This is a genomic window from Mesorhizobium sp. WSM3224 (assembly GCF_000427725.1).
GTDB lineage: Bacteria > Pseudomonadota > Alphaproteobacteria > Rhizobiales > Rhizobiaceae > Mesorhizobium.
Window position 1 is genome coordinate 467895 of record NZ_ATYO01000001.1, and the last position, 23129, is coordinate 491023.

General features: G+C 63.8%; 21 protein-coding genes. 14 read left to right on the top strand and 7 right to left on the bottom strand.

The window, feature by feature from the left end:
* Positions 1-16: 16 nt before the first annotated feature.
* Entirely contained in the window at positions 17-802 is a 786-nt protein-coding gene (locus tag YU3_RS0102240) for a DUF1499 domain-containing protein (protein ID WP_027164707.1), read from the top strand.
* A gap of 2 nt (positions 803-804) precedes the next feature.
* On the opposite strand, the gene YU3_RS0102245 is transcribed toward YU3_RS0102240, so the two are convergent.
* Positions 805-1713 carry an MBL fold metallo-hydrolase gene (locus tag YU3_RS0102245; RefSeq protein WP_027164708.1) on the bottom strand — a complete coding sequence of 303 codons (909 nt, stop codon included), beginning with the start codon at positions 1711-1713 and terminating at the stop codon, positions 805-807.
* Between the two features lie 203 nt (positions 1714-1916).
* On the opposite strand from YU3_RS0102245, the gene YU3_RS0102250 reads away from it, so the two are divergent.
* The 7 genes from YU3_RS0102250 (at position 1917) to YU3_RS0102280 (ending at position 9160) form a co-directional block, all read left to right on the top strand.
* Complete coding sequence (locus YU3_RS0102250) at positions 1917-2507, top strand: biotin transporter BioY (protein WP_027164709.1); 591 nt, start codon at positions 1917-1919, stop codon at positions 2505-2507.
* A gap of 245 nt (positions 2508-2752) precedes the next feature.
* Entirely contained in the window at positions 2753-3643 is an 891-nt protein-coding gene (gene rfbA, locus YU3_RS0102255) for a glucose-1-phosphate thymidylyltransferase RfbA (protein WP_027164710.1), read from the top strand.
* Positions 3636-4190 carry a dTDP-4-dehydrorhamnose 3,5-epimerase gene (gene rfbC / locus YU3_RS0102260; RefSeq protein WP_027164711.1) on the top strand — a complete coding sequence of 185 codons (555 nt, stop codon included), beginning with the start codon at positions 3636-3638 and terminating at the stop codon, positions 4188-4190. The genes rfbA and rfbC overlap by 8 nt, the downstream gene beginning before the upstream one ends.
* 14 nt (positions 4191-4204) lie before the next feature.
* Positions 4205-5287 (top strand): dTDP-glucose 4,6-dehydratase, encoded by a 1083-nt coding sequence (gene rfbB, locus YU3_RS0102265; protein ID WP_027164712.1) that lies wholly within the window; start codon positions 4205-4207, stop codon positions 5285-5287.
* Positions 5284-6168: a dTDP-4-dehydrorhamnose reductase gene (rfbD, locus tag YU3_RS0102270; RefSeq protein WP_027164713.1), complete on the top strand. Its 885-nt coding sequence runs from the start codon at positions 5284-5286 to the stop codon at positions 6166-6168. Before rfbB ends, rfbD begins: the two co-directional genes overlap by 4 nt.
* A 340-nt stretch (positions 6169-6508) precedes the next feature.
* A complete protein-coding gene (locus tag YU3_RS35865; RefSeq protein WP_051333818.1) occupies positions 6509-8530 on the top strand; it encodes a nucleoside-diphosphate sugar epimerase/dehydratase in 2022 nt (673 codons plus the stop codon).
* A 93-nt stretch (positions 8531-8623) separates the two neighbouring features.
* Positions 8624-9160, top strand: a complete 537-nt coding sequence (locus tag YU3_RS0102280) for a lipid carrier--UDP-N-acetylgalactosaminyltransferase (RefSeq protein ID WP_036257802.1) — start codon at positions 8624-8626, stop codon at positions 9158-9160.
* Positions 9161-9227: 67 nt separating this feature from the next.
* On the opposite strand, the gene YU3_RS0102285 is transcribed toward YU3_RS0102280, so the two are convergent.
* Together YU3_RS0102285 and YU3_RS0102290 are read right to left on the bottom strand one after the other, a co-directional pair.
* Positions 9228-10157, bottom strand: a complete 930-nt coding sequence (locus tag YU3_RS0102285) for an NAD-dependent epimerase/dehydratase family protein (RefSeq protein ID WP_027164715.1) — start codon at positions 10155-10157, stop codon at positions 9228-9230.
* Positions 10154-11446: an O-antigen ligase family protein gene (locus tag YU3_RS0102290; RefSeq protein WP_036257682.1), complete on the bottom strand. Its 1293-nt coding sequence runs from the start codon at positions 11444-11446 to the stop codon at positions 10154-10156. Before YU3_RS0102290 ends, YU3_RS0102285 begins: the two co-directional genes overlap by 4 nt.
* Positions 11447-11903: 457 nt before the next feature.
* Between YU3_RS0102290 and cysD the strand changes: the two genes are divergently transcribed.
* From cysD to cysQ, 3 genes are read left to right on the top strand one after another with little or no spacing between them, the layout of a single operon-like run.
* Positions 11904-12809, top strand: a complete 906-nt coding sequence (gene cysD, locus YU3_RS0102295) for a sulfate adenylyltransferase subunit CysD (RefSeq protein WP_027164717.1) — start codon at positions 11904-11906, stop codon at positions 12807-12809.
* Positions 12810-12811: 2 nt separating this feature from the next.
* Positions 12812-14749: a sulfate adenylyltransferase subunit CysN gene (gene cysN, locus YU3_RS0102300; protein WP_027164718.1), complete on the top strand. Its 1938-nt coding sequence runs from the start codon at positions 12812-12814 to the stop codon at positions 14747-14749.
* 10 nt (positions 14750-14759) lie between these two features.
* Positions 14760-15539, top strand: coding sequence for a 3'(2'),5'-bisphosphate nucleotidase CysQ (gene cysQ / locus YU3_RS0102305; RefSeq protein ID WP_027164719.1), 780 nt, complete (start codon positions 14760-14762; stop codon positions 15537-15539).
* 216 nt (positions 15540-15755) lie between these two features.
* Here cysQ and YU3_RS0102310 read toward each other — a convergent pair whose 3' ends face one another.
* The 4 genes from YU3_RS0102310 to YU3_RS0102325 form a co-directional block, all read right to left on the bottom strand.
* The gene (locus YU3_RS0102310) at positions 15756-16925 is read right to left on the bottom strand and encodes a DegT/DnrJ/EryC1/StrS aminotransferase family protein (RefSeq protein WP_027164720.1); all 1170 of its coding nucleotides are present in this window, start codon (positions 16923-16925) and stop codon (positions 15756-15758) included.
* Between the two features lie 305 nt (positions 16926-17230).
* The gene (locus YU3_RS0102315) at positions 17231-18154 is read right to left on the bottom strand and encodes a carbohydrate kinase (RefSeq protein ID WP_027164721.1); all 924 of its coding nucleotides are present in this window, start codon (positions 18152-18154) and stop codon (positions 17231-17233) included.
* Positions 18151-18597, bottom strand: a complete 447-nt coding sequence (locus YU3_RS0102320; protein ID WP_027164722.1) for an RbsD/FucU domain-containing protein — start codon at positions 18595-18597, stop codon at positions 18151-18153. Before YU3_RS0102320 ends, YU3_RS0102315 begins: the two co-directional genes overlap by 4 nt.
* 2 nt (positions 18598-18599) lie before the next feature.
* Positions 18600-19823, bottom strand: a complete 1224-nt coding sequence (locus YU3_RS0102325; protein WP_027164723.1) for an ROK family transcriptional regulator — start codon at positions 19821-19823, stop codon at positions 18600-18602.
* Positions 19824-20069: 246 nt separating this feature from the next.
* Between YU3_RS0102325 and YU3_RS0102330 the strand changes: the two genes are divergently transcribed.
* The 3 genes from YU3_RS0102330 to YU3_RS0102340 all read left to right on the top strand — a co-directional run bounded on the left by YU3_RS0102330 (position 20070) and on the right by YU3_RS0102340 (position 23024).
* Positions 20070-21068, top strand: a complete 999-nt coding sequence (locus YU3_RS0102330) for a sugar ABC transporter substrate-binding protein (protein ID WP_036257683.1) — start codon at positions 20070-20072, stop codon at positions 21066-21068.
* A gap of 85 nt (positions 21069-21153) precedes the next feature.
* On the top strand, positions 21154-22239 hold the full coding sequence (locus tag YU3_RS0102335; RefSeq protein WP_027164725.1) for an ABC transporter permease: 1086 nt from the start codon (positions 21154-21156) through the stop codon (positions 22237-22239).
* Entirely contained in the window at positions 22236-23024 is a 789-nt protein-coding gene (locus YU3_RS0102340; protein ID WP_036257686.1) for an ATP-binding cassette domain-containing protein, read from the top strand. The genes YU3_RS0102335 and YU3_RS0102340 overlap by 4 nt, the downstream gene beginning before the upstream one ends.
* Positions 23025-23129 lie beyond the last annotated feature (105 nt).

A 23129-nucleotide genomic window follows, 5' to 3' on the forward strand; every position in this document is an offset into this window, starting at 1 on the left:
GACGATACGGCAAACAATGGCATCTATTCCTGAACGGCAGACGTCACAGGCGGCCGGCTGGTCGCGGCGGATCGGGGCATTCTCGCTCGTCCTTTTGCTCACCGTCGTTGCCGCTTACCGGCTCGATCTCGTCGAGACACCGCCCTTTCTGTGGGTGCTCGCGGTCGTCGCGCTACTTGCCGCGCTTGCCCTGTTTCTGGCGGGCCTCGGCCTGTCGCGGGTCTGGAGTTTAGGCGATCGCGGCGGCCGCGATCTCAGCATCGGCGCGCTGCTGGCGCTTCTGGTGCTCGCACCCTACGGCGTTGCCGTCTACTGGGCGACGATCTATCCGCCGCTGCGCGACATTTCGACCGATCTCGACGATCCGCCGGCGCTGGATACCAGCGACCGCACCGGCGACATGAACGAGTTGCCGCCGCCGACGCCGGGCGAACAGCGCCTGCAGGCCGATGCCTATCCGCTGGTCAGCGGGCGCAGCTACAATTTGCCTTTCGAAACCGTCGTCGACGCTGTCGAAACCGTGCTTGATCGCCGCGACTGGCAGTTGACGGCGCCTTATCCCGATATCAACGGGCAGAGCGAGGCGACAATCAATGCGCTGGCCAGGGGCTTTGTGCTCGGACTGCCGGCCGACGTCGCCATTCGCGTCACCGATGACGGCGAGCAGGTCATCGTCGACATGCGCTCGGCCTCGCGCTACGGCCGCTACGATCTGGGCGACAATGCCGCCCGCATCACGGATTTCCTTGGCGAGCTCGACCAGCAGGTCGCCGGGCAGGTCGGCGCGGCGCCGGCCGAATAGACCTAGCCGGCAGGCACGAAAACGCCGTCGATTGCAGGCTCGCCGTTGGTTGCGACAAGGCCGCGCGCGACCATATCCTCGAGGTGGGCGAGCACCGAAAGCCCAGCGGCGCCGTGCAGCCGAGGATCGGTGTCGCGATAGATTGCGGCGACCATTTCCTTGATCGTGCGGTCGCCGGCGCGGATGCGCTCCAGGATCGCTCTTTCACGCATCTTGCGATGCGTCTTCAGGCCGCGCATGAACCTGCCTGGCGCAGTCACGGGTCCGCCATGGCCGGGCAGCAGCAAACGACCGTCGCGCGCCAAAAGCTTGTCGAGGGAGCGCATATAATCGGCCATGGCGCCGTCCGGCGGCGCGACGATCGAGGTCGACCACGCCATGACATGGTCGGCTGAAAACAGGGTGCCGGTTCCCTCTAGGGCAAACACGGCATGATTGGCGGTGTGCCCGGGCGTAAGCACCGTGCGGATTGCCCAGCCGTCGCCCTGGGTCAGCGCATTGTCGGCCAGCGCGACATCGGGAACGAAAGCTAGGTCGGCGCTGGCGTCGAGCGGATTGACCTCGCCGATGCGCAAGGCGCGAGCCGGCCGATGCGGGCCTTCGGCAAGCATTGGCGCGCCGGTATGCTCCTTCAGCCGCGCCGCCAGAGGCGAATGGTCGCGATGGGTATGGCTGACGAAGATGTGGCTGACCGGGCGGCCAGCGATCGCCGCGAGCAGCGTTTCGAGATGGGCGTCGTCTTCCGGCCCTGGATCGATCACCGCCAGCGTATCGCGGCCGACGAGATAGCTGTTGGTGCCGTGGAAGGTGAATGGGCCGGGGTTTCTGGCGGTGATGCGCAGCACATCCGGCGCGACCGTGACCGCCCGGCCGTGAGCCGGGTCGAAGCTGGTGTCGAATTCAAGCGCCATGCCGGACTCCGTTACAACGTGGCAAAATGATTGCCGCCCGAGACGGAAGCCAATATAGGAAAATCAATGCATGTCGCCCAAAAGTGCGCAGCGGTTTTGGGAGAACGACATGCATCGAGACAAATTTTTAAAGCGCGTCGCCTGAATCCGTTTCTGCACGATGCGCTTTAAAAGCCAGCCAATCAGCCAGAATGGGGAAGACCATGGCAACTGCAATCACGATGCGCCCGCTTGTTTCTCTCACCCTGCCGGATCGGGGCGCCGCGCGGCTCGCCACGCAGCTCTTCCTGGCGCTCGCCGGAACCCTGCTGCTTACGCTTTCAGCCAAGACGAAGGTGGTGCTCGGCCCGGTCGACATCTCGCTGCAGACGCTCGCCGTGCTGTTGATCGCCTCGGCATTCGGCCTGCGGCTGGCGGTCGCGACGCTCCTTCTCTACCTCGCCGAAGGCGCTTTTGGCTGGCCAGTCTTCCAGGGCACGCCGGAAAAGGGCATCGGCATCGCCTATATGCTGGGCTCCACCGGCGGCTATCTCGCCGGCTTCGTGGTCATGGCGGCAATCGCCGGCTGGGCCGCCGATCGCGGCTGGGACCGCAATCCGTTCAAGCTGTTTGGCGCCATGCTGACCGCCGAGGTGATCATGATGGCCATGGGCTTTGCCTGGCTGGCGATGCTCATCGGACCGGAAAAGTCCTGGCAGTTCGGCGTCCTGCCCTTCATCGTCGGCGACCTGATCAAGGTGGCTTTGGCCGCCAGCCTTGTGCCGGCCGTGTGGGCGCTGATCAAGCGCAGCTGATCGCGAACGACAAAAAAGCCGGCCGGCTGAACCTCGCCTGCTTTTTCGTGCCTGGCTTGCGTGGCGCGTCTGATCGATGACCGCCCCGCCCATACTTGCCGATTGTGGATCGGAAGCGACTATAACGAGGGCATTAAATCCGATATTAGTACATGGTGCGGCATAAACGAACGAGCTGATACACGAAACTCTACCGCGGGCGGCTCGACAGCCGGGCATGCCCCGGCAGCTCGACGGAGAGCCTGTTGAAGGGAATAATCCTGGCCGGCGGGAGCGGAACGCGCCTCTATCCGCTTACAATAGCGGTTTCCAAGCAAATCCTGCCAATCTACGACAAGCCGATGATCTATTACCCGCTGAGTGTGCTGATGCTCTCGGGAATACGCCAGATCATGGTCATCTCAACGCCGCGCGACTTGCCGGTCTTTCAGGCTCTGCTCGGGGACGGCTCGGAATTCGGGCTTGAGCTTTCCTATGCCGAGCAACCGCAACCCAATGGCCTCGCCGAAGCTTTCATCATCGGCCGCGATTTCATCGGCAAGGACAATGTTTCGATGATCCTCGGCGACAATATCTATTTCGGTGATGGGCTGTCCAAGCTCTGCCGGATGGCGGCCTCGCGCGAGAGCGGAGCCTCGGTCTTCGCCTACCATGTCGAGGACCCGGAACGCTACGGCGTGGTCTCGTTCGACAAGGCGACCGGCAAGGCGCTGACGATCGAGGAAAAGCCGCTCAAGCCAAAATCCAACTGGGCCGTCACCGGGCTCTATTTCTACGACAACAGGGTTGTCGACATCGCCTCCACGATCCGGCCGTCAGCGCGCGGCGAGCTCGAGATCACAGCGGTCAACAATGCCTATCTGGAACGCGGGGAGCTGCAGGTCCACCGGCTTGGCCGCGGCTATGCCTGGCTCGATACCGGCACGCATGACAGCCTGCATGAAGCGTCATTCTTCGTGCGCACCATCGAACATCGCCAGGGCATCAAGGTCGCTTGCCCCGAGGAAATAGCTTTCGAGCAGGGCTGGCTCGGCGCCGACAAGGTTCTGGAACGCGCGGCGCGCCTCGGCAAGAACGAATATGCCGCCTATCTGCGCAGGCGGGTCGCCGATCTGATGGAGGATCAGGGTGCTTGAGGTCAGGCCGCTCGGCCTCGACGGCGTGCTGGAGATCGTGCCGAAGCGGCACGGCGACGCGCGCGGCTTTTTCAGCGAGACCTGGAATGCCGAACGCTTCGCCGAAGCTGGCATCGATCTCGTCTTCGTGCAGGACAACCATTCCTATTCCGCTGCGGCTGGCGTGTTGCGCGGGCTGCACTACCAGCTGCCGCCGCGCGCCCAGGACAAGCTGCTGCGCGTCGTGCGGGGCAGTGTCCTCGATGTCGTCGTCGATATCCGCCGCTCTTCGCCGACCTTTGCAAAATGGTCGGCGCTGGAGGTCTCGGCCGAGAAGGGAAACCAGATTCTGGTGCCGAAGGGATACGCGCACGGCTTCGTCACGCTCGTGCCGGACACCGAGATTCTGTATAAGGTCACTGATACCTATTCGCCGGAGCATGACCGGTCGATCCGTTTCGACGACCCCGCCATTGGTATTGCGTGGCCGTCGCTTGCCGGCGGCTTCCAGCTCTCGGATAAGGATCGCAACGCGCCACTGCTCAGCAGTGCGGAGGTTTTCGCGTGAGGCAAGAGGGCGGGCTGAATTTCCTGGTCACTGGCGGCGCTGGCTTCATTGGCTCTGCCGTCTGCCGGCATCTGTGCGCCAACCCGGCCTATCGCGTCACCAATCTCGACAAGCTCACCTATGCGGGCAATCTTGCGTCGCTTCGGCCGATCGAGAACGCCCACAATTACCGTTTCCAGCAAGCCGACATCTGCGACGAGCGCACGATGCTCGACATTTTGCGCCATGACGACATCGACATCGTCATGAACCTCGCCGCCGAAAGCCATGTCGACCGTTCGATCGACGGCCCCGGCGCTTTCATCGAGACCAACATCGTCGGCACCTATCGCATCCTGAATGCCGCGCTGGAATATTGGCGCGGGCTGCCGGAGGCTCGCCGAGGCAGCTTCCGCTTCCATCATGTCTCGACCGACGAAGTGTTCGGCGACCTTCCTTTCGATGGCGGCATGTTCGTCGAGGAAACGCCTTATGCGCCGTCTTCGCCCTATTCGGCGTCGAAGGCCGCCTCCGACCATCTGGTGCGGGCCTGGCATGAGACCTACGGCCTGCCGGTGGTGCTGTCCAACTGCTCGAACAATTACGGCCCCTATCACTTCCCGGAAAAGCTGATCCCGCTGGTCATCCTCAACGCGCTCGACGAGAAGCCGCTGCCCGTTTACGGCGCCGGCGCCAATGTGCGCGACTGGCTGTTCGTCGAGGATCACGCGCGGGCCCTTGAACTGGTCGCCACCAGGGGACAGCCGGGTGAGAGCTACAATGTCGGCGGCAATTCCGAGCGCACCAATCTCTCCGTCGTCGAGACGATCTGCGACCTGCTCGACCTCAGGCGCCCGCGCGCCGGCGGCGCAAGCTACCGCGGTCTGATCACCTTCGTCACCGACCGCCCCGGCCATGACCGCCGCTATGCGATCGACGCCTCCAAGATCGCGCGAGATCTCGGCTGGAGCCCGCGCGAGAATTTCGACAGCGGCCTGGCCAGGACCGTCGACTGGTATCTCGACAACAAATGGTGGTGGGGGCCGATCCGCGAACAGCGCTACGCCGGCGAGCGGTTGGGCCACGGCCAGGCTGAAGGCAGGAAGGAAACTGCGTGAGGCTCGCCGTCACCGGGCGAGACGGGCAGGTGGCAGCCAGCCTTGTCGAGGCGGCCCGTGGTGACGTCGAAGTCGTTGCCGTAGGTCGACCGGCGCTGGACCTTGCGCGGCCCGACACGGTATTTTCGGCGCTGGAGGCGGCAAGACCGGATATTGTCGTTTCGGCCGCCGCTTACACCGCCGTCGACCAGGCCGAGGACGAGAACGATATGGCCTTCGCCGTCAACGCCGTTGGCGCCGGCAAGGTCGCCGAGGCGGCAAGGAAGCTCGGCGTTCCCGTCATCCATCTGTCGACCGACTATGTCTTCGACGGCACCAAGGACGGCGCCTATGTTGAAACGGACACAACGGCGCCGCTCGGTGTCTATGGCGCCTCCAAGCTCGCTGGCGAACAGGCTGTCGCGGCGGCCAATCCGCGCCATCTCATCCTGCGCACGGCCTGGGTCTACAGCCCGTTCGGCAAGAACTTCGTCAAGACGATGCTGAGGCTCGCTGGCGACCGTGACGAGATTGCGGTGGTCGCCGATCAGTGGGGCAATCCGACATCGGCGCTCGACATTGCCGACGCGATCCTGCAGGCGGCGGTTATCCTCGATCGGGAAAAGGACACCACCTTCGGTGTCTATCACCTGGCCGGTACCGGCGAGACCAACTGGAGCGGCTTTGCCCGTCACATCCTGGATATGAGCCGGGCGCTTGGCGGTCCGCATGCCCACATCCGCGATATCGCCACAGCCGATTATCCGACAAAGGCACGGCGGCCGTCCAACTCGCGGCTGTCGAACGCGAAATTCGCGGCAGCGTTCGGTTGGAGCGTGCCGGATTGGCGGGAGTCGAGCGGAGCTGTCGTAGCTCGTATCATTGCCGACAGTGCGGTTTAGGGACCTCAATGGAGGGCTCGTGCCACAGGCATCGTGAAGGGATAGGCTCACAGCAATCTGACACCATGAAAAGACAGCTCAAGGCGATGAATCAGCCAGGAGAGGCGTCGGGAACGGCGGTTTCAAGGTAGACGCGGGGCCCGCAGATGGCAGCGTCTGGTCGCTTCGTCAGCTCTACGACGCAATATGAACAAAAAACCTCTGGCGATGCGCCCGACTCCGCGCTATTGCGATACGGGGTATGGGGGTCAGGGACTTGCAATCTAGAGTGGCGGCGGACGCTGTTGATCCGGCGCTGTTCGGGTGGCTGTGTCCCGCGCCTGGAGTTCAGTGCCACCCTATGACGTCCTATGTAGAAGCCGTATCGGGACTCCGACCGAAGATGCGGCGCGCCATCATCATGATCCAGGATCTCGTCATGGTCCTGGTCGCTGTGGCGCTGAGTCTGATCCTGTCGCAGTCGCGGCTTTCGTTTGACGCGCTGTCCTATGGCGGGCTCGCCTGCTGGACGGTCATCGTACTTGTCGCCCATCTGCTGTTCAGATATTGCGGCCTCTACAACACTGTGTGGCGCTTTGCTTCCACGCCCGATTTCTTCAACATCCTGAAGGGCTGCGGAATACTGACGGTGGTCCTCTATTTGACCTCGCTCGCCTTCCGCTCGTTTTTGCAGCCCGTCTCCGGCCTCAACGAACGCCAGTTCATTGTCTTTTTCCTCGTCTCCTTCACTATTATTTCGGCGCCGAGACTTTACTACCGCTTCCTTCGCGATGGCGCGAGCTGGCGCATCCTGCGCCGCGCCCCCGGTGGCGCGCCGATCCGCCAGGCGCTCTTTATCGGCCGGCTGAGCGAGGCTGACGTGATCGTCCGCTTCACCCGCGCGGCCGTGCCGGCGGAGTATGCCATCGCCGGCATCATGGCGACCGAAAGCGATGCTCCGCTCGGCACGCAGATCCAGGGCGTTCCCGTTGTGGCGGTCCGCCCGCGCCTGGTCGATGTTCTGGAAGAATATGTCAGGGGAACGGACAATCTCGACTTCGTCATCTTCGGCAAGGGCGCCGAGCGCGAGATCGAGGACTATGCCGAGCTGGTGCGTGTTGCCCGTCACAGCGGCATCACCGTCGTTCAGTTTTCCGGACTTTCCGAGCTGGGGCAGGGCGGCAAGCTGGTTCTCGATACGGTCGAGATGGAAACGATCATGCGCCGTTCGGCCGTTGCCACCGACATCGAGCGCATCGGCGCCTTCGTCGAGTGCAAGCGCGTGTTGGTGACGGGCGGCGCCGGCTCCATCGGCCGCGTGCTTGTCAAGCGCTCGCTGGAGCTAGGGGCCGAGGCGGTGCTGGTGGCCGACAATTCCGAGTTCGGCATTTTCCAGCTCGATCAGATGGTCGAGGAAAGCGAGCGTAACCGGCTATCCAGCCGCATCGTCGATGTTACCGACCGGCGCCAGATGATGCGCCTTGTCAGGGAGTTCGAGCCCGCGATCATTTTCCATGCCGCCGCGCTGAAACATGTGCCGATCCTGGAAGAGAACTGGGAGGCGGCGATCGAGACCAACGTTTTCGGCACGCTTGCATGCGCCGAAGTCGCCGCCAAATGTGGCGTCCCGCAGTTCCTGCTCATCTCCAGCGACAAGGCGGTGGATCCGACGTCGGTGCTTGGCATCACCAAGCGGGCGGCCGAGCAGATCGTCGCCTCGCTGCATGAGACGCACGCCGCGCATCCGTCCGCGTCGAATGGCGGCCGACTGAACGGCAATGATGCCACGGGTCGCCATCCAGGTACCAAATTCATCGCCGTGCGCTTCGGCAATGTCTTCGGCTCCAACGGCTCGGTGGCGACCATCTTCCAGGCGCAGATCGAGGCTGGCGGGCCGGTCACCATCACCGACCGGCGCATGACCCGCTATTTCATGACCGTGGCCGAGGCCGTCGATCTCGTCATCATGTCGGCCGCCGATGCCGAGCAGCGCCAGGGCAGGGACGACTACGCCATCTACATGCTCGACATGGGCAAGCCCGTGCCGATCCTCGAAGTCGCGGAAACGATGATTCGCATGGCCGGCAAAAGCCCCTACACCGATATTCCGATCCGTTTCACCGGCATCAGGCCCGGCGAGAAGCTGCACGAGACGCTGCATGGCGAGAACGAAGAGGTCGTCAAGCTCGACATCGCCAAGATATTCGGCCTCAGGAGCGAGGTCGTGGGTTGGCCGAAAATCCAGGCGGGGCTGACCGCGCTGCAGGCAGCCATCCGCGATCAGGACAAGGCAGCGGCGCTCGCGGTGCTGGCAGGCCTGTACCAGGACCGGAACATTCCCGAGCCCAACGTGCCGAAAGCAGCGGCAGGGCAAACGGCTTAGCCTGTCTTGCCCATGCGCAACCGCCAGAAGAGCGTACCCGAATATCGGCAGGATGCGCCGCTCTTGTTCCGCTTGCGCCATCGGATATGGACCGTGACGGCAAAGCGGGCCCTTGATCTCAGTGTCGCGGCGGTGATGTTGGCGGCGACGTCGCCGATTGTGCTTGTCGCCGTGCTGGCGATCCGGGCGACGTCGCCCGGCCCCGCCATCTTCTCGCAAATCCGCGTCGGCCGGGACGGCGCGCTTTTTGCTTGCCGCAAATTGCGCACGATGCGCCGGGAAACGCCGTCCTTGCCCACCCACGAGGCGCCGGCCGGTTCGGTGACCGCGGTCGGCAAGGTGCTGCGCGCAACCAAGATCGACGAATTGCCGCAGCTCTGGAACGTGCTCAAGGGCGAGATGAGCCTTGTGGGGCCGCGTCCATGCCTGACGACGCAGACGGAACTGATCGAGCGGCGCAGGGAACTGGGCGTGCTCGCCGTGCTGCCGGGCATCACCGGGCTGGCGCAAATCAAGGGGATCGACATGTCGGATCCAAAACTGTGCGCCGAGACCGATGCGGCCTACATCAAGGCGGCCTCCATCGGCCTGGACCTCAAGATATTGCTGGGTACGTTCTACCGCGCATAGAGCGTCCCACGGAAACGGCGAACCGCTCTATTCTTGTTTGACGCAATTTCGGACGCTTGCACGTTTCCTAACCGGCCTGTCGTGCCAGTTCCTCGAGCCGGCCAAGCGTGCCGGTTTCCGGCATCCAGCCCTCCGAGGCCAGCAGCGACGGGTCACAGATCTGTGTCGCCATCAAAGCCTGCCACGACGCCTGCCGGCCGAGCAGCGTAGCCAGCAGCCGGAACGGCCACACCGGTATGGGGACAAGCCTGGCCGGCCGGGCGTATCCGCGCCGGAATGCGGTGGCGATTTCAGACATCGCAACCGGGCAAGCATCGCCCAAAATGTAGGTTGGACGCGGCGGCACGGGGCGGGTCAGCAGATGCGCCACGGCGCCGGCCACAGCGTCGACCGATATCAGCGAGCGAACCGCCGTCAAGGCGGCTGCGGGCAGCGGCAAGCCGGTGTCTGCGAGCCGCATCAGCCCGCGCAGATTTCCCTTCATGCCTTCGCCATAGACCGGCGGCAGCCGCAGCGCCGTCGCGCCGTCGCGTCCAGCCTTTGCAAAAGCCTCCAGCATTGCGATCTCGCCTTCGCGCTTGGAGCGCCCGTAGGCGCATTGCGGGTCAGGGGGCGTGGCCTCGTCGACAGTGCCGTTGAAGCCCGCACCCGCGACGGCGCGGATCGAGGAGAGATAGATGAAGCGCCCGCCGGTGCGCGCGGCCGCTGCCTGGGCAAGCCGTCCGGTCAATGTGGCATTGACGGCCTGGAAGCCGGCCTCGGCGGCGCTTCGATCATTGTTGAGCGCCGCGCAGTGGACGACATGCGTCACATCGCGCATCAGCGCCAGAAAGGCTTCTTCCGGCGCATCGGCGCCCGGCAGCGCGGCTGCATCGTCCGCGCCCGCCAGCCGTTGCGGCAGGCGCGACGCGATGCGTATGTCAAATCCGTCCTCGCGCAACCGGCTCACGATCCGGCGTCCGACGAAGCCTGTTGCGCCGGTGACCAGGACCTTCATGGTTGCGGGCTGGCGCCCGGCGCCATGGCGGGCGCGCTCTTCCCGGTCGGTGCTATCATTCGCCCGGACGCAAGATAGGTTCCCGAAATCAGGAACACCATCAGCGTCGCGTCGAGGATATCGTGGCCGATGAGGATGCCGGTCATTCCGCCGGTGAGATAGGTGATGACCGCGACAAGGACCATCGTCGCGCCGAACCGCTCCACCGGATCGGCACTGAGGCGTAAAGTCCTTGCCGCGTTCCAGGCGGCAACAACGAAGATCGACGCCAGGGCGAGCGCTCCCAGCAGGCCGGCCTCGACCAGCGCCGTCAGGAAGCCATTGTGGAAATGGCTGAAACCCTGGCGCAGGCCGAACTGGTCCTGAAACCCCTGCTTCATCAGCGCCCGGCTGGCCGAAATGCCATGACCGAAAATCGGCATCTCGCGAAACGCGCTGACGCCCATTTCCCACATCGCCACCCGCAGACCGAGCGCCGTCGAATGGTCGCCATTGGCGTTCAGCGCATCCCAGTCGCTGACCAGGAAGTCGGTTCGATCCAAGATGACGCGGGAGCCGACCGCGGCAATCACCAGGGCGACCGCAACGCCGATCACCGCGAAGCGCGCCACGCTGGCGTTGGTGAACCGGCGGCGATTGACGAAAAGGACGACGATGCCGGCAATCGGCACGGCCACCCAGATCATGCGCGACGCCGAATAGACGATCGCCATGGCTCCGGCCATCGCCGCCAGGACCAGCAGCTTCCAGCGCTTCTCGATGCCTGACAGCGCGCCGGCCAGGCATAGCATGACGGCAAGGCAGGTAACGGTCGCAAAGACGATCGCATTTCCGGCACCGCCCTCGGCCCTCGTGCCGAGCCCATAATACTGGGCGACGGCGATCGCCAGCGCGCCGAAGCAGGCCGCGGTGCTCGCCAGAATGGCGATGCGCGCCAGCGTGGCCTTCTCGGTGATGCTCCATGTCGAATAGGAGATGGGGAAAAGCAGCAAGGTAATCAGCGGCAGGAACAGCCGCAGATCGGCCGCCAGCGTGCCGTTGACGATCGAAGCGAGGATCATGGCCGCGCAATAGGCATAGATCGCCACCGTCAAGGCGAGCATCGGCCGGTCGATGTTGAAGCGCCGCCGTTTCGTGGCGAGCAGCATCGCGGACCACACGCCACCGGCATTGAAAGCGATGCTGACCAACGATCCAAGCACCGGCGGCGAAAAGAAGCAGACGATCGAGAAATAGAAATTGATCTGTGCGGGCGTGAGATGGCGCCGGAGCGTTGTGAACGGGTTCAAATGCTTGCTTCGCAATTTCCAGGTTGCGCCCGGCTCCGTGATGTCAGCCCGATGGCTGCCTAGACAGACTCCGTTTGCCGCGCCTTGCCCGTTCCCCGAGCCCGTATAGCGGCTGGCGCCGTTCTGCGAAAGGGCGGCCGCCGATGTTCCGACAAAAATCCTCGACCTGGGCAAAGAGCGGGGACAGATGGGGACTGGCCGGAAAGCCGCGGCTTTTCCTCGCTTCCGCGTTTGGACCGCCCTGGCAGGATTTTCCTGTTTGCCGCCCTCGCTTGGAAAATTCGTTCCTTAATCCCCCCGCGCCGTGCGCGTCTTGCATTGTTATCGCCAGCGCCGATCTGTTAGAACGCCCGCACGAAACAGTTTGTCCAAAGTGAAATTTGCGCCCGGGCGGCATAAGATTGCGCCTGCGACGCAAGATTTCCGCCCGACGGCACGAGAGAACGCTCGACAGTCCATGAATATCGCGCTCACGCATCTGCAGCGGCTCGAGGCCGAATCCATCCACGTCTTCCGCGAGGTCGCGGCGTCTTTTTCCAAGCCGGTGATGCTTTATTCGGTCGGCAAGGATTCCTCGGTGCTGATGCATCTGGCGATGAAGGCATTCTACCCCGCCAAGCCGCCGTTCCCGTTCCTGCATGTCGACACCACCTGGAAGTTCCGCGAGATGATCACGTTTCGTGACCAGATGGCGCAGAAGCTCGGCTTCGACCTGCTCGTCCATGTCAACGAGGACGGCGTTCGCGACGGCATCAATCCATTCGACCACGGCTCCAACACCCATACCCATGTGATGAAGACCGTGGCGCTGCGCCAGGCGCTCGACAAATACGGCTTCGACGCCGCTTTCGGCGGCGCCCGCCGCGACGAGGAGAAGTCGCGCGCCAAGGAACGTATATTCTCTTTCCGCAATGCCCAGCATGTCTGGGATCCGAAGAACCAGCGGCCAGAGATGTGGAAGATCTTCAACACCCGCATCGCGCCGGGCGAATCGATCCGTGTCTTCCCGCTGTCGAACTGGACCGAGCTCGATATCTGGCAGTACATCCTGCAGGAGAACATCCCGATCGTGCCGCTCTATCTCGCCAAGGAACGGCCGGTCGTCGAACGCGACGGCATGCTGATCCTGCGGGACGACGAGCGCATGAAACTGCGCCCCGGCGAAATCGTACAGGATCGGCTGGTGCGCTTCCGCACGCTTGGCTGCTATCCGCTGACGGGCGCCATCGAATCCGAAGCCGACACGCTCGAAGCCATCGTCGGCGAGATGCTGACCGCGCGCACCTCCGAACGGCAGGGGCGCCTGATCGACCGCGACGAAGCGGGCTCGATGGAAAAGAAGAAGCGCGAGGGGTATTTCTGACCATGCGCCACATCATGGCCAAGAGCCTCGCCCCCACCGACGGCGTTCGCGATTATCTGGCCGCGCAGGAGAAGAAGTCGCTGCTGCGCTTCCTCACTTGCGGCTCTGTCGACGACGGCAAGTCGACGCTGATCGGCCGCCTGCTCTCCGACACCAAGCAGATTTTCGAGGACCAGCTCGCCGCGCTCGAGAAGGACTCGCGCAAGCACGGCACCACCGGCGACGACATCGACTTCGCGCTGCTGGTCGACGGGCTGGAGGCGGAGCGTGAGCAGGGCATCACCATCGATGTCGCCTACCGCTTCTTCGCCACGCCGAAGCGCAAGTTCATCGTCGCCGACACGCCCGGCCACGAGCAGTACACCCGCAACATGGCGACCGGGGCCTCGACCGCCGACCTCGCCATCGTGCTGATCGACGCGCGCCAGGGCGTGCTGCGCCAGACCCGGCGCCATTCGATCATCGCCTCGCTGCTCGGCATCCGCCACATCGTGCTCGCCGTCAACAAGATCGACCTCGTCGGCTTCGACAAAGGCGTGTTCGACCAGATCGTCGCCGACTACGGCGCGTTCGCGCAGGCGCTCGGCTTCGTGAGCGTCGTCCCGATCCCGATGTCGGCGCGCTTCGGCGACAACGTCACCAGCCGCTCGGAGCGCACGCCCTGGTATTCCGGACCGTCGCTGATCGAGCATCTCGAAACCGTGTCGGTCGACGAGGCCGCGGTCGAGCTGCCGTTCCGCTTCCCGGTGCAATATGTGAACCGGCCGAACCTCGACTTCCGTGGCTTTGCCGGCACCATCGCCTCGGGCAGGGTCGCGCAGGGCGACGAAGTCGTCGTCGCCAAGTCCGGCAGGGCGTCGCGCGTCAAACGCATCGTCGCGCAGGGCGGCGACCTGGAGCAGGCCGTCGCCGGCCAGGCGATCACGCTCGTTCTCGAGGACGAGGTCGAGGTGTCGCGCGGCAACATGCTGGTGTCGCCGGCGGCGCGGCCGCAGGTCGCCGACCAGTTCGCCGCCAACATCGTCTGGTTCGATGAGCAGGCGCTGCTGCCCGGCCGCTCCTACATCCTGCGCACCGAAACCGACCAGGTCAGCGCTACGGTCACTGATCTGAAATACCGGGTCAACGTCAACGATTTCGCGCATGAGGCGGCGAAGTCGCTCGACATGAATGGGGTCGGCGTCTGCAACATCTCGACCAGGGCGTCGATCGCTTTCGATCCTTTCGCCGAGAACCGCACCACCGGCGCTTTCATCCTGATCGACCGCATCACCAACGCCACCGTCGGCGCCGGCATGATCCTGCATTCGCTGCGCCGTGCGGAAAACATCCACTGGCAGTCGCTCGACGTCGGCAAGCGCGGCCGCTCGGACCTGAAGAACCAGCGCCCGGCCGTGTTCTGGTTCACCGGGCTCTCCGGCTCCGGCAAGTCGACCATCGCGAACCTCTTCGAGAAGAAGCTGTTCGCGTCCGGCCGTCACACCTACATCCTCGACGGCGACAATGTCCGCCACGGCCTCAACCGCGATCTCGGCTTCACCGATGCCGACCGCGTCGAGAACATCCGTCGCGTCGCCGAAGTGGCCAAGCTGATGGCCGATGCCGGCCTGATCGTCATCGTCTCCTTCATCTCGCCCTTCGCCGCCGAGCGACGCGTGGCGCGCGAGCTGATGGCCGAGGGCGAGTTCGTCGAGGTGTTTGTCGACACGCCGTTCGAGGAATGCGCCCGCCGCGATCCGAAGGGCCTTTACGCGCGTGCCTTGAGCGGCGAGATCAAGAACTTCACCGGCGTCGATTCGCCTTATGAGGCGCCGCAGAATCCGGAAATCCATCTGAAGACGCTCGGCAAGAAGCCGGAAGAGATGGCGGAAGCCCTGGAGCATTGGCTGAATGAGCGCGATATTGCCGAGGACCAGTACGACAATGGCGGCGGTATCTGACGACGAGGCCATGCTCGGCGTGTTCGAGCGACTGGCGCTCGATGCCGGGCGCGAGGTGATGCGCGTCTTCCATGACGGCTGCGCCGTCGACAGCAAAGCCGACTCCTCGCCGGTGACGGAAGCCGACCGCGAAAGCGAGAAGATCATCCTCGCCGGCCTTCGTGCCGCCTATCCGGACATCCCTTGCGTGGCAGAGGAAGAAGTTGCGGCGGGCGTCGCCACGCCCGATCTCGACGGCGCCTTCTTCCTGATCGACCCGCTCGACGGCACCAAGGAATTCGTCAACCGCCGCACCGATTTCACCGTCAACATCGCGCTCGTCCGCAACGGCGTGCCGGAAATCGGCGTCGTCTACGCGCCTTGCACTGGACGCTTTTTCACTGGTCGGCCCGGCAAGGCCGAGGCACTGGAGATCGACGGCGACTATCGCATTGCCGGCCGTCGGCCGATCGGCGTGCGGGCCGGGGTCACGCCGCTCGCCGTCGTCGCCAGCCGCTCGCACAACACGCCGGAAACCGACGCCTTCATCCGTGATCTCGGTGTCGCCGAGATCGTCTCGGTCGGCTCGTCGTTGAAATTCTGCCTGCTCGCCGCGGCGGAAGCCGACGTCTATCCACGCTTCGGCCGCACCATGGAATGGGACACGGCGGCCGGCGATGCGGTGCTGCGCGCCGCCGGCGGCATGACCCGCACGCTGGACGGCGAGCCGCTGGTTTACGGCAAGCGCAACCAGGCCAACGACAGCGATTTCGCCAACCCGCATTTCATTGCGAGCGGGAAGGTGACGTAATTCTTAACGTTGCTAATTATTGATGCCGGCGGGACAGCGCCCCTCTCTGTCCTACCGGACATCTCCCCCACGAGGGGGGAGATGAGATGTCATGCCGGCTTTCGCCAACCTTCAACGATGAAAGAGTAAGCGGATCGCTGAAGCTGCCAATCTTCCCCCTTGAGGGGGAGATGTCCGGCAGGACAGAGGGGGGTGCCTGGCGCTGACTTTTCAGGCTTACGCCGCCGCGACATGCGCCGAGTTCGAGCCGATATAGTTGCGGATCGTCTCGATGATGCGGTCCTGGTCGGCTTCGCTGAGATAGGCGTGCATCGGCAGGCAGAGGATCTGCTTCGGCAGCTCTTCCGAGACGGCGAGGCCGGTCGGCGTGCGCGGATAATCCTTGTAGGCGATCTGCTCGTGCAGCGGCTTCACGTAGTAAATTACCGACGGAATGCCCTTTTCGCCAAGATGCGCCTTCAGACCGTCGCGCTTCGGCGTCTCGATCGCATATTGCGCCCAGGCCGAGCGGCCATGGCCGAGATTGCGCGACGCCTTGACGATGTCGCCAAGCCCCTTGGCATAGCGGTCCGCGACCGCCTGGCGCGCCACCATCTCGTCCTCGAGGATGGCGAGCTTTTCGATCAGGATCGCTGCCTGCAGCGTGTCGAGGCGCGAATTGATGCCGACGCGGACATTGTCGTACTGCGTCTCGCCCTTGCCGTGGAAGGCGAAGGAGCGGAGCTTGTCGGCAAGCGCGCCGTCATTGGTGAACATCGCACCGCCGTCGCCGTAGCAGCCGAGCGGCTTTGCCGGATAGAAGCTCGTCGAGCCGACATGGCCGAAGGCGCCGCACATTTTGGCGTCGGCGGAACCGCCGATCGACTGGCCGTCGGCCGAACCGCCCATCGACTGCGCGGCGTCCTCGATCACCAGGAGGTTCTCGCGCCTGGCGATCTCCATGATCGCACCGTAGTCGGCGGCAAGCCCGAACAGGTCGACCGGGATGATCGCCTTCGGCTTCAGCCGGCCTTCCTTCTTGATCATCTCGATCGCTGCTTCGAGGCTGGCGATGTCGATGTTGTAGCCGTCGCGGTCGACGTCGACGAAGACCGGTTCAGCCTTGGCCAGCGCCACCACTTCGGCCGTCGCGGCGAAGGTGAAGCTCGGCACGAACACTGCGTCGCCCGGACCGATGCCGGCGGCAAATAGCGGCAGAAGCAGCGCATCGGTGCCGTTGGCGCAGGCGACGACATGCTTGACGCCGATATAGGCCGCAAGCTTGTTTTCGAATTCGGTAACTTGCGGTCCCAGGATATAGCGCCCGTCCTCGACGACGTGGTCGATAGCGGCCTTCAGCCGGTCGCGGATACGTTCGCGCTGCGCGCCAAGATCGATGAACTGCATGTTGGCCTCGAATGGGTTCACAAAAGTCCTGGAGCGTACTTTTGTGCGGCCCGCGGACGCACGTCGCTCCAATAAAACCGGTCCGCTGGTAACAGACTTGGCGCGGCTGAGAAAGCCGGCCGGGTCCGAGGCAAATTGCCGATGTGTCGCAGCCTGTTACCGGTTTTGCCGGCGCAATGCCTGAAAAAGCCGGAAATCCGAGCCTTGCGAGGCGTTTCCGGCGTCTCTTGTTGCACCATTCCGTAGTTGGGAAACATAAAGTGATTGGTCGGCGAGGGCGGTTTCACGCCCATTCCGATGCTGGATCAGGCGATTTCGTGCCGCCAGGGCGGGTTGGCGCCGGCCCGTGAAACCGTCACGGCCGCCGCCTTGGCGCCGAGTTCCAGCGCCTTGCGGATCGAGTCCTCAGGCAGGTTGCCGATGGCCGCCTTGGTGAGCAGGCCCTGCTCGTGCAGCGAGGCGAGGATGCCGGCATTGAACGTGTCGCCGGCGCCGACGGTATCGACCACCTTGACCCTCCGCGGCACGACCGTGACCTTGTGCGCCTTGCTGTAGCCGACGGCGCCTTCGCTGCCATGGGTGACGACGATCAGCTTCGGCCCGCGGTCCAGCCAGTTGCGCACCACGTCCTCATGCGAGCCGGCTTCGTCGAACCATTTGAGGTCCTCGTCCGAGAGTTTCACGATATCGGCCATCGCCATCATCTCGCGGATGCGCCTCAGATGCCTGGCTTTGTCCGGAATGAAATTCGGCCGGATGTTGGGGTCGAGCATCATCACCCGGCCATCGTGCTCGCGCCGCATGAATTCCTCATAGGCCGATCCCGCCGGTTCCGAGATCAGGCTGATCGCGCCGAACAGCATCGCCTCGATCTCGGCACCCAGATTCGGCAGATCCTCGACGGCGAGCATGCGCCCGGCGGTGTTCTCGTCATAGAAGGTGTAGGTCGCCTGGCCGTTGTTCAACCGCACGAAGGCGAGCGTTGTGGGCTTTGGCGACGTGTGCGCGTAGGTAGAGCTGACCTTGTTCGCGCCGAGCGCCTCGCGAAGCTGGCCGCCAAACAGGTCCGAGGACAGGCCCGAAAAAAAGCCGGCCGGTGCGCCCAGCCGGCCGAGCGCGATCGCCGAATTGAACAGCGCGCCACCGACATACGGCGCGAAGGCCAGTTCGCCTTCGGTCGTGGTGCGCGGCAGCATGTCGATCAGGGCTTCGCCACAGCAAAGGATCATGTCGTCTTGGTCTCCGGCGGATGGATCACGCCCTTGCGGATGATGATGTTGGCAAAGAGCCGGGGTTCGCTGGTCGCCACGATCGCATGCGCGGCCTTGACGCGTGCATAGAAGTCGGACCCGGCCAGCGCAACCACCTTGTGGCCCGGCGCGCGCTTGGCGCAGACCGCTTCCATCTCACGGTGCACAGGATCGGCCAGCGCTGGGTCGCCCTTCACCGAGGCACGGAATAAAGCCTCCGGCACCGCCTCATCCACCGGCAGCACGCTGAGCACGGCGTCGAGGACGGCAATGACATCATGGCCGTCCGCGCGTATCAGCCGCCGCGCCTGTTCCTCGGCCGGATAATTGCCATCGACGATCGCGATCTCGTCGCCATGGCCCATTGCCCGCAGTGTCGCCAGGAACTGAGGGCCGAGCAGCGACGGGATGCCGATCAGCATGGTCAGGCGCCCCAGGACGTGTTCGGCCCGATCAGGAAGCGCTCGGAAAGCGGCAGGCTCGCGCCGCCCAGCGCCCGGGCATGGATCCCGACGGTGCCCTCGCGCACGAAGGGCAGCTTCAGCCCCTCGGCGTCGATGCCGGCGATGGCCTGCCTGATTGCCTCGACAAGCCGGCGTCGAATGTCGGGCGGCATCCAGCCGTCGATCACCGCCGCTTCGAAATCAATGACGGACGAGGCCGCGACGATGGCATAGGCAAGCGCCCGCGAGGCGCTGGCGATCCACTTGTCAAGCTCGGCACCGATGTCGCCCCATTCCTGCGGCGAGGTCCACAGATAGGAGCCGTCGATGCCCTTGGCGGAAAGCGCCTTCTCCAGCATCGCGATCGAGGCGACGTCGATGAGCTGCGTCGGCTTGCCGTCCGGCCCCGGCACCGGCATCGATCCGAGCGCGCCGGCGTTCCCCTTCGGTCCGCCGTAAAGACGGCCGTTGAGCACGATACCGCCGCCGGCAAAGGCGCCGATGTAGAAATAGACGAAATCGCGCGCCGCGCCCGCCTGGCCGAAGACGAGCTCGGCGCCGCAGGCCGAAGTCGCGTCGTTCTGCAGGTAGACGGGGAACTCGCATTGCGCCTGGATGTCGGTGCGGATGTCGCGATGGCGCCATTCCTCCATGATCTCGCGCGGTGCGCCGGCCGTGTCGGCCCAGTTCCACAGTTCGAACGGCATGGCGATGCCGAGCCCGGCAATGCGCTTGTCCTGCGACGGCGTCAGCTCGTTGCGCATCGTCTTGATGCCGGCGGTGACGAACTCGACGGTCTCGCGCGGTGCGGGATAGCGGTAGGAATGCTGCAGCATGGCGCGCACATTGCCGAGGAAGTCGATCAGCACGAGCTCGGCCGAGCGTCTGCCGATCTTGAGGCCGATGAAAAAGGCGCCTTCCGGGTTGAGCGCCATCGGGATCGAGGGCTGGCCGATCTTGCCACGTTGCGGCGCCTGGCGCACGAGCAGCTTGTCTTGCTCGAGCTCGCGCATGATGACCGACACGGTCTGGGCCGAAAGCCCGGTCATGCGCGCAATGTCGGATTTGGCCAGGCTGCCATGCTGGCGCACCAGTGACAGCACGAGCCGCTCATTGTGGTCGCGCATGCCGCTCTGGTTGGTGCCGCGATGCAGCCGGCCTTCCAAAGCCTCGGGCGAACCGTGCCTCGCAATGCCGGTCTCCACCCTGTTCCTCCCGTCAGTTTCCCTTGATGGCTTTTCGTTCAGAATGAGTGAACGACGCAAGCCTGTCAATAATAAATAAGAGTGATTTAATTATTGACAGGCGCCTCGGACTGGTGTTTTTTGAGGTGGCGTCCAGGCTGGGAGAAATGGTTGGATGCACTTGAGGCGCCGGGTGCCGGCGTCCGGAATGGTTCCACTGGGAGGAAAATCGTGACTAAGAAATCACTGCTTAAGTCCACCGTGTTCATGGCGGCCGGGTTGGGCCTGATGGCGTTCGCTTCGTCCGCATCGGCCGCCGGCGTCGGTGCCTGTCTGATCACCAAGACCGACACCAACCCCTTCTTCGTCAAGATGAAGGAGGGCGCGAGCGCCAAGGCCAAGGAACTCGGCGTCGACCTCAAGTCCTATGCCGGCAAGGCGGAAGGCGACAATGAAGGCCAGGTTGCGGCGATCGAATCCTGCATCGCCGATGGCGCCAAGGGCATTCTGATTACCGCCACCGACACGGCGGCGATTGTGCCGGCGGTGAAGAAGGCGCGCGATGCGGGGGTGCTGGTGATTGCGCTAGATACGCAGCTTGAGCCCGCCGACGCCGCCGATGCAACGTTTGCGACCGACAATTTCAAGGCCGGCGAGCTTATCGGCACCTGGGCCAAGGCCACCTTGGGTGACAAGGCCAAGGATGCCCACATCGCTTACATGGATCTGATCGCCAGCCAGCCCTCGGTCGACGTGCAGCGCGACCAAGGCTTCATGAAGGGCTTCGGCATCGACCTCGGTGATCCCAAGAAGATCGGCGACGAAACCGACGCACGCAACGTCTGCCACGATCTGTCGAGCGGCAATGAAGATGGCGGCCACACTGCTATGGAGAACTGCCTGCAGAAGGATCCGGATATCAATGTCGTCTACACCATCAACGAGCCGGCGGCGGCCGGCGCCTACCAGGCGCTGAAAGCGGTCGGCAAGGAGAAGGACGTGCTGATCGTCTCGGTCGACGGCGGCTGTCCCGGCGTCAAGAATGTTGCCGAGGGCGTGATCGGCGCCACTTCGCAGCAATACCCGCTGCTGATGGCCTCGCTCGGCATCGAGGCGATCGCCGCTTTCTCCAAGGACGGGACGAAGCCCAAGCCGACCGAAGGCAAGGATTTCTTCGACACCGGCGTGACGCTGATCACCGACAAGCCTGCCGCGGGCGTAGAATCCATCGACACCAAGGAAGGCCTCGCCAAGTGCTGGGGTTGATTTGATCTCCTAATCGGCTCAATTTCAAAGCAACAATAAAAATGTGGGGCGGTCTCGGCCGCTCCACAAAAGGCGGGAGGCCGTATTGACCGTTGAAGCGACCGGGGGCAAAGGACCACAGGAATTCGAGACGGTTCTAGCCGCAAGCGACAGCAGCGTCGCTTCATTCGATACGCATCATTCCCGCTCGACGCTGGAGAGCATCCAGCACCGCCTGCATAAAAGCCCGGCCATGGTGCCGCTGATCATCCTGATAATCTCGGTGATCCTGTTCGCCATCGTCGTCGGCGGGCGCTTCTTTTCTCCCTTCACCCTCACGCTGATCCTCCAGCAGGTGGCGATAACTGGCATGGTCGGTATCGCGCAGACGCTGGTGGTGCTCACTGCCGGTATCGACCTGTCCGTCGGCGCCATCATGGTGCTGAGTTCGGTCGTCATGGGGCAGTTTGCCATGCACTACGGCGTTCCGGCGCCTGTGGCCGTTGCCGTCGGGCTGCTTGTCGGCGCGATTTGCGGCCTGATAAACGGAATCCTTATCGCTTGGGTGAAGTTGCCGCCCTTCATCGTGACGCTTGGCACATGGTCGATCTACGCGGCCATCAACTTCATCTATTCCGGCAACGAGACCATCCGCAGCCAGGATCTCGAGGCGACGGCGCCGCTGCTGCAGTTTTTCAGCGGATCGTTCAAGATCGGCGGCGCCGTCTTCACCTATGGCGTGCTGTTGGTGCTGATCATGGCGGCAATCGCGTGGTATGTGCTCAACCACACCGCCTGGGGCCGGCATGTCTACGCGGTGGGCGACGACCCGGAGGCCGCTGAATTGTCAGGTGTGCGCGTCAGCCGGATGCTGGTCGCGGTCTACACGCTGACGGGCATCATTTGCGCCATCGCCGGCTGGGCCTTGATCGGGCGTATCGGATCGGTCTCGCCGCAGGCCGGGCAATTCGAGAACATCAATTCGATCACCGCCGTGGTGATCGGCGGCACCTCGCTGTTCGGCGGCCGCGGTTCCATCCTCGGCACCATCTTCGGTGCCCTCATCGTCGGCGTCTTCGCGCTGGGCCTCAGGCTCTGGGGAACGGACCCGCAATGGACGCAATTGTCCGTCGGCGCCCTCATCATCATCGCAGTTGGTATCGACCAGTGGATCAGGAAGATCTCGGCATGACCCAGGCCCAGGAACCCATCCTCACGGCGCGCGGCCTGGTCAAGCGCTATGGCCGCGTTACCGCCCTCGACAATGCCGATTTCGACCTCTATCCGGGCGAAATCCTAGCCGTCATCGGCGACAACGGCGCCGGCAAGTCATCGCTGATCAAGGCGATTTCCGGCGCCGCCGCGCCCGACGAAGGCGAAATCCGGCTTCAAGGCAAGCCCGTTGCCTTCAAGTCGCCCATGGAGGCCCGCGAAGCCGGCATCGAAACCGTCTACCAGAACCTCGCTCTGTCGCCGGCGCTGTCGATCGCCGACAACATGTTCCTCGGCCGTGAGATCCGCAAACCCGGCGTTCTGGGTCAATGGTTCCGCATGCTCGACCGTCCTGCGATGGAAAAGCGCGCCCGCGACAAACTTACCGAACTCGGCCTGATGACCATCCAGAACATCAGCCAGGCCGTGGAGACACTCTCAGGCGGCCAGCGCCAGGGTGTGGCGGTCGCGCGCGCCGCTGCCTTCGGCAGCCGCGTGGTGATCATGGACGAGCCGACAGCCGCGCTTGGCGTCAAGGAAAGCCGTCGCGTGCTGGAACTGATCCTCGACGTCAAGAAGCGCGGCCTGCCGATCGTGCTCATCTCACACAACATGCCGCATGTCTTCGAGGTGGCCGATCGCATACACATCCACCGGCTTGGGCGGCGTCTCTGCGTGGTCGACCCCAAGCAGATTTCCATGTCGGATGCCGTTGCCCTTATGACTGGTGCCAAGAAACCACCGGAAGACGCGCTGGCAGCCTGATCTCCGTCCACGTGTAAATTGCCGCAGGAGAACCGGATGACAGAGCAATCTAAATCGATTGAATGTATGCTGCAATGCAGTAATGTGGGGTAGGAGGAACGGCGA